This window comes from Bradyrhizobium sp. P2_E8, from assembly GCF_056403875.1.
Genome location: NZ_JBFUES010000340.1, coordinates 1 through 7,059, shown reverse-complemented (window position 1 = coordinate 7,059; position 7,059 = coordinate 1). Strand labels below are relative to the sequence as shown.

Below are 7,059 nucleotides of genomic sequence, written 5' to 3'. Positions count from 1 at the left end.
CGGCCAATCAGCGGGCTCAAGGGCTTCCTCCCAGGCCGAGCCGGCTCGTCGGGCGTGATGCGGCGGTCGTCATGCTTGCCGAGCACCTGACCGAGCGCCGCTTCGTGACCCTCCGCGGCCCAGGCGGCATCGGCAAGACCACGGTTGCCATCACGCTTGCGCATGAATCCGCCGCCAGATTCAGGGACGGCGTCCAGTTTATCGATCTTGGCACTCTCAGAGATCCGCATCTGGTCGCAATCGCAGTTGCATCTGCGCTCGGCCTGCTCATTCCGGTTGGCGACCCCACGCGTCGGCTGATCGAAGCGTTGCGCGACCGCGAGCTTCTGTTGGTCCTCGACAATTGCGAGCACGTGGTTGACGCGGTCGCGCGGCTTGCGGAGGCGATCCACATGCAAGCACCGGCGGTTTCCATATTGGCGACAAGTCGGGAGTCGCTCGAGGCCATGAGCGAGTTTGTGGTTGAGCTCGCTCCACTTGAAATACCGCCGGAAGATTTTCCGGATGGATCGGACATCAATCGATATTCGTCGGCACGGCTCTTCACGGAATGCGCGGCCGCGGCAGGTTGCAGCCTTGCCCTGAGCAGTTGTGAGGGCGAGGTCGTGGCTCGCATTTGTCGCAAGCTCGATGGGATGCCGTTGGCAATCGAACTGGTTGCGAGCCGCCTGTCGGCGCACAGCTTGATTGAGATCGACGAACTCATCGAAGGACGATTTCGGCTTGCCTTGCCTGGGCGACGTACGGCCCCGGAGCGGCACCAATCGCTGAGCGCGGCATTGGACTGGAGTTATGACCTCATCTCTCCAGCCGAGCGGAGCCTTCTGCAGCGTCTCAGCGTCTTTCCTGGCACGTTCACACTCCAGGGGGCGCGCGCTGTTGCCGGCAGCCCGAGCGAGCGCGGGGCCATTCTCGACAATCTGGAGCAACTGGTCGCAAAGTCGTTGGTGACGAGCAGGCCTGACGCTGGTCTGGCGCGCTTCCGCCTGCTCGAGACAACGCGCGCCTACGCGGCGGACAAGCTTGGCGCTTCGGGAATGGCCTATGCCGCACACCTCGCTCAGGCGCGATATGTGCTGGAGGCCTTAGCCCCTCGATCGTACGAGCCGGGCGGACAGCGTCCGGGGGGCTGGAGCCGTCGCGCCGAACTCTTGCCGGACGCCCGCGCCGCGCTGGATTGGGCCTATTCCGATGCGCGCGGCGCTGAACTTCGTCCGCCGCTTGCAGCTGCCTGTGCGCGGCTGTTTGTAGAACTCAATCTGCTGGAGGAATGTCGCGTCTGGGCCGGTCGCGCAATCGACGCGCTCGGCGACGGCCTGAGCTATCATGCCGCCAAAGTGGAGTTGCTCTGGGCGTTCGGGCATGCGGCGATGTTCACGGAACGAAACAGTCAGCAATGCGAGGCCGCTCTCCGCGGCGGGCTCGAGCTGGCGCAGGCTGTGGGTGACTCGCAGAACCAATTTCGACTGTTGAGCCGGCTTCACGCTTTGTACCGCCGAACGGGCGAGCGCAAGCGTCTATTAGAGGTGGCGCGTCTGGCCGACACAGTCGCCGCGGTGATTGGAGATCCGGCCGCAGTTGCTCGTGCCCAAACCTATCTCGGAGTCGCCTATCACCTGACCGGGAATCAGCGGCTTGCCCGAGAGAAGCTGGAAGCGGGCGAGGCGGGGGACGCTGCGATGCCGGACCTGCCCATCGATCACTTCGCCTACCCCCGGGGCACGCAGATCATGTCCTGCACCAACCTCTGGCTGCTCGGTCTTCCGGATCAGGCCGTCGAGGTTGCAAACAGTCTCACGAAGATTGGCTCAAATCCGGATCTCGCGATGTACTGCGCGGGGCTCTGCTTTGCGGCGCGCGTCTACCGCTGGACAGGAGATCTGTGCAGCCTGGAGGAGGCCGCCGACCGGCTGGCCGACTATTCGCGCCAGCATGGGCTCGGACCGTTCTTCACCGCCGCGACCGCCCTCAAGGGAGAGCTGTGCCTTGCGCGCGGCGCGGTGGATCAGGGAGTCGAATTGCTGCAGCCTGCATTGCCTCGCATGCTTGCCGACCGCCTGGAACTTTACAGCGGGTCCGCCACCATCGCGCTGGTCGAGGGGATGGCGGCGCAGGGACGACCTGCGGAGGCGCTCTCCGCGATCCAGGCGCGCATCGAGGCTGTTGCCGCCCAAGGTGACAGCTGGGAGATGCCAGAGCTTTTGCGCGTGCGGGGCGAGCTCAGCGGGCGGGGCGGTGATCGCTTGGGTGCAGAGCAGGATTTTTGTGCAGCGATGGAACTGGCTGAGAGGCAGTCGGCCATTTCCTGGAAATTGCGAGCCGCTACCAGCCGTGTGCGTCTTGCCGGGCGGGCCTCGGCTCAGGCGCTCTCTGATTTGAGTAATACTTTGGCGCGATTTACGGAGGGCTCCGACACGGCAGATCTCCGCGCGGCGCGCCAACTCCTTCAGACCTGCCTCAGGCCGTGCCGCGGTAACCTGCATGCGCATTACTGCGCAGGAGTCGGATGTCGCACATGTTGAATCGGTGAGATGGGGTGCCGCTGATCGGGTCACGCATCGTGGCATCGACTGTCAGGTTGAAGTTGTTTCCAGTTGGATCTGTTGGATCTGAACCCGCGATCTCGAGTTCAGTGCAACCTTGCCACCAGCCATGTTGGCCGACGACGACGCGATTGTCCAATGTCTCGTTGAAGCGGGCCTTGGCGCGCATTGCGCCGCTCGATGTTCTGACCTCGACCCAATCTCCGTCCCGAATTTCCCTGGCGGCGGCCGTCATCGGGTGCAGTTCGACTTCCGGGTACGGTAGCCGCTTGCGCAGGATCGGCAATGCGCGGTGTTGGCTTTGGCAGAACAAGCTCGGCTTCGCGCATGTCAGAATGAGGGGAAACATGTCCGCTGGTTGCGACGTTCCAGAGACGGCAGTTTCGATAAATTGTGGAAGCGCCGAGTAGCCGTGGTCAGCGAACGTCTCCGACCAGAACTCGACTTTTCGCGTCGGAGTTGGAAAGCCGCGCGCGTTCCCTCGCTCGTCCGGTGCCTGGTATTTATAGTGGGTCGCTGTCAGTGAGCTTCGTCGTCCGGCCGGTTCGGCCCTGAGTTGCTCGAGAGAGATCCCGCTGGAAGCAAGCTGTTCGCGGTAGGCGGCGTCGACGTCGCCATTCCAGAACCGCTTCTCGAGCCCAAGGCGTTTGGCGAGACCGAAGACGACGTCGGTGTCGGGCAAGGCCTCTCCGGGCGGGGACACGATTCTCGACCGGAATTGAACGTGAGACTGCGCGTCTTCGCTGATTTCAAACCCGATCTTGAGAGCCTCGCGTTCGAAGCAAGATGCGACGGGAAGCACGATGTCGGCAAGCGCGGCCGTCGGATTCATGAAGAGGTCCGCATGTGCATAAAAATCCAGCGACGAAAGTGCCGCGCGGCCGCGAACAGGATCAGCCTGGGCAAGCAGCAGATTCGCGCCGAATCCAATCAGCGTGCGCACCGGATAGGGATCACCTTCGAGAACCCCTCGATAGAAGTCATGGGTCGATACGTTGTCCCAGCGTGCGGGTCCGAGCGGACGTTCGGCGACGCCGATGGCCGGCGCAAGTCCCGGAGCGAGGTCCTCCCCGGTGATCGGCACTGTCGGGACCGATGGGAGTAGAACGTTGCCACCAGGGGCATCGAAGCTGCCGGTCAAGGCATAGAGCATGGCGATCGCCCGCGCGGTCTCCGTCGTGTTCGCGTGATGCTCGTGCCCGCTCCACGCGTAATACGAGACCGGCCGGGATACCCAGATCGTTCGCGCCGCCTCTGCCAGCTGCTCCGGAGAAATCCAGCAGGTCCGTGCGATCGTCTCAGGTGAGTATTGCCTGCAAAGACCGGCGTAGTGGTCGAAGACCGGACGGCAACTGACGGCCCCGTCGATCGTTTCAACGGCATATTCACCTTGTAAGGACAGATGCCCGGGCGACGGATCGTACTGTCCGGTGACCGGATCATAGCGGACAATGGAACTCGATCGCATGTCCCAGGCAACGAAGGACCCGCGGCCGGCATTGGGAAACACGTCTTCGGCTTTCAGTAGCATGTTGGTGTCGGATCGCACCAGCAGCGGCCCATTGCTCCACGCGCGCACAAACTCCTGATCGTACCAACCGCGCTGAATCATGACGTTCGCGAGACCCAATGCGAGCGCGCCGTCGGCTCCTGGGCGCACCCGCAGCCATACATCGGCCTTGTTGGCGAGGCCGACGTTGCGGGGATCGATCACCACAAGCTTCATCCCGCGTTTGAGGCCAGCCACCGTCGCAGTCGCATGCGTGATGCGGGTAAAGGAAGGATTATAGCCCCACAGGATAAGACATCCGGTTCTGGCAATGTCCGGCATGGCACCGCCAGCGCCTCCTGTCGCAACGCTGCCGACCCCAAACACATACCGCGTGGCGAAGCCGCGACCCCAGCCGCACAAGTCGAGTGCCCAGACCAGATTCGGAGTGCCAAAGGCGTTCATCAGCCGGCGAACGAACGGCGCGGAATCCGCGATGGCCGTCGTCGATGGTGACGACATGCTAAAAGCAACTGCTTCGGGTCCATATTGTGCAGCAGTGCGCCGCATCGCGGCAGCGATCAGATCGAGCGCCATGTCCCAGGAGATCTCTTCCCATCCCGGATCAGGGTCGCCTTTCGGCCGGGTACGGCGAAGCGGTCGTGTCAGCCGGTCTCTGTGGTAGACCAGTTCGGGAGCCGCCCGACCCTTGGCGCAAATGGCTGCTCCGGTCGGGTGCGCTGGATCGGGGTCCAGGCGAATGAACCGACCGTCCGCCACGGTTGCAATCGTGCCGCAACGCGCGATGCACAATCCGCAGTAGCCTTTGACATGGTCGACCGTTGGCGCGCGGTCGGACGTCATGACAGTTGCTCCAGCAGGCGCTCAGCTGCACGGAGATCGGCAGTGTCAAAACCCTCCGTAAACTGACTATATGTCCGTTGGAGAATCTCCTTTGCAGGTTGGCGAAGGCCCTTTCCAATCAGTAGTAGCGCCGCCAGATCGGTCGCCGTGCGCAATTCCCAGCCGAGTGCGCCTTGACTGCGACTGAGCTCAAGCGATTGCACCAGACACGCTTCGGCTTCCTCAAGGCGAGATGGCGCCATCGCGCGGAGCAGTCCGCCCTTCATGCGCAGCAGCTCCGGCATGTAGCACGTGTCGCCTTTGCTGGTGACCTTCAGAATCGTGTCGGTCAGCTGGGTCATTGCCTCATCGCGCTGCCCGCTGGCAATCAGGCCTTGCGTGAGGCAGATGTTGAACTCGGTGGTAATCAGCTCGTAACGAACTGCGTGAATTTGTGCGAGGGAGGCGCGAAGGTCCGCGATCGCGTTCCGGCCCTGCCGAATCGCAAGTTGCGCCTTTCTTGCGCGTCCAACTGCGGTCAGTGGTCCAAGGGAATAGGATTCGGAGATCGCAATCGAGCCGTCGATATACTCCTCCGCACTGTGAAAATCTCCGGTCCACAAAAAGATCGACGCGGCCCAGGCAAGAAGAACGGTGACCGATGCCGGATGATCCATTCGCCTGGCGGCGTCGATGAATTCCCGGGCACGCTCAACGGCCTGGGTCGGATGCCCTTGCATCCAAAGTGTTCTCGCCAGCGCGATGCCGGCTCGGAAATGACGATCATGGACCAGATAGATCGTGTCGCTCTGCTGTGATGGCGACCAATCTGCGAAAAGGGCCTCGAGCTCGGTGCGCGCGCCGCGGAGGTCTCCCATCATGAGGAGGGAGCGTCCGAGAATGGAATGGGCCAGGGCAAGAGCTGCGGGATCGTCGACGCTGGCCGCGAGCGACCGGCAGCGCTTTGCAAACGACAATGCGACATTGAAGTCGCCGCTGCGGAAGTGGAACATGTGCAACATGCCAAGCAGGCCCGCTTCGCTGGCGGCGTCGTGCTCCGCTTCGGCCAGCAGCAAACTGCGGTCCAACGCCTCTCGCGCATGCTCGCTCTCTCCATGGAGAAGCATCGACGAGATCCCGAGGCCGGCTTGCAGGTGCATCTGCTCGGGCTTGCTGCAGACCTGATCGTCGAGGGCAGCCAAAGCGCGTTGCGACCAATGATGGCATTCCGGAAGCAGCGACATCGCCAGGAGGACGGGCGCTGCGGCGGCGGCGAGCCCAATGCCGGTTGGCTGGTCACCGTTTGGTCCAAAACACCATTCCAGGGCAATGCGAATATTGCTGACGCCGGCGAAATAGGGGGCGCGTTGCGTACCGGACATCAGCGACGACCATCCGGTGGCAGCTTGCGCAATCCATTGCCGGTAGTAACGTGCATGACGGATGGCCAGGGCGGCCGTTTCGACGTCATCAGCCGTGAGCCCGATTGCATAGGCCCGGGTCGTATCAAGGAGACGATAGCGCATGACGGCGTCGAGCGAACGCGTTGCGACCATGGACTTGGCAACCAGGCTGTCGATGGCCTCAAAAACTTCCGCCTGGTCGAGACCATTGCCGGTGGCGACTGCAAGCGCGGCGTCGAGGGTGAAATTTCCGACAAAGATCGCCAGTCTGCGCAGCACGATGCGCTCTGTTTCCGAGAGCAGGCTGTAACTCCAGTCGAGCGTCGCCTGGAGGGTCTTTTGCCGGGGCGGGGCGGTGCGTGGGCCTGCCCATAATTGGCCGAGTCGCTGGTCGAGCAGGGCGGCTGTTTCATTCAGGCCATAGACCTGGACGCGGCGCGCGGCCAATTCGATGGCGAGCGCTACCCCATCCAGCTTCCGACAGATGTCAGCCACGATCGCGGCTTCAGCGTCGTTCAGCTTCAAGTTGGCGCCGCTTGCCAGGGCACGTTCGACGAACAATTGCGTAGCAGGGAATGTTCGTGCGACGTCGGCGGAAAGTTCACCGTCCTCGGGAGGATAAGCGAGCGGCTCCAGCCGATAGACGTTCTCTCCTTCGACCTGCAGCGTTTCACGGCTCGTTGCGAGAATGTGAACTTGCGGAGCGGTCCCGAAGATCGCCGCAGCCAGGGTTGCAACGGCGTCAATCAGATGTTCGCATGTATCGAGCACAAGCAGAAGC

3 protein-coding genes are annotated in these 7,059 nt (G+C 62.7%); 1 reads left to right on the top strand and 2 read right to left on the bottom strand.

What is annotated here, in order from left to right; translation table 11 throughout:
* Positions 1 to 71 precede the first annotated feature (71 nt).
* On the top strand, positions 72 to 2,522 hold the full coding sequence (locus tag AC1D00_RS19620; protein WP_477011798.1) for an ATP-binding protein: 2,451 nt from the start codon (positions 72 to 74) through the stop codon (positions 2,520 to 2,522).
* On the opposite strand, the gene AC1D00_RS19615 is transcribed toward AC1D00_RS19620, so the two are convergent.
* Both AC1D00_RS19615 and AC1D00_RS19610 read right to left on the bottom strand, forming a co-directional pair.
* Complete coding sequence (locus AC1D00_RS19615; protein ID WP_477011797.1) at positions 2,458 to 4,896, bottom strand: molybdopterin-containing oxidoreductase family protein; 2,439 nt, start codon at positions 4,894 to 4,896, stop codon at positions 2,458 to 2,460. The genes AC1D00_RS19620 and AC1D00_RS19615 overlap by 65 nt on opposite strands.
* A partial coding sequence (locus AC1D00_RS19610) for an ATP-binding protein (protein WP_477011796.1) occupies positions 4,893 to 7,059 on the bottom strand: 2,167 nt, incomplete at its 5' end. The genes AC1D00_RS19615 and AC1D00_RS19610, both read right to left, overlap by 4 nt.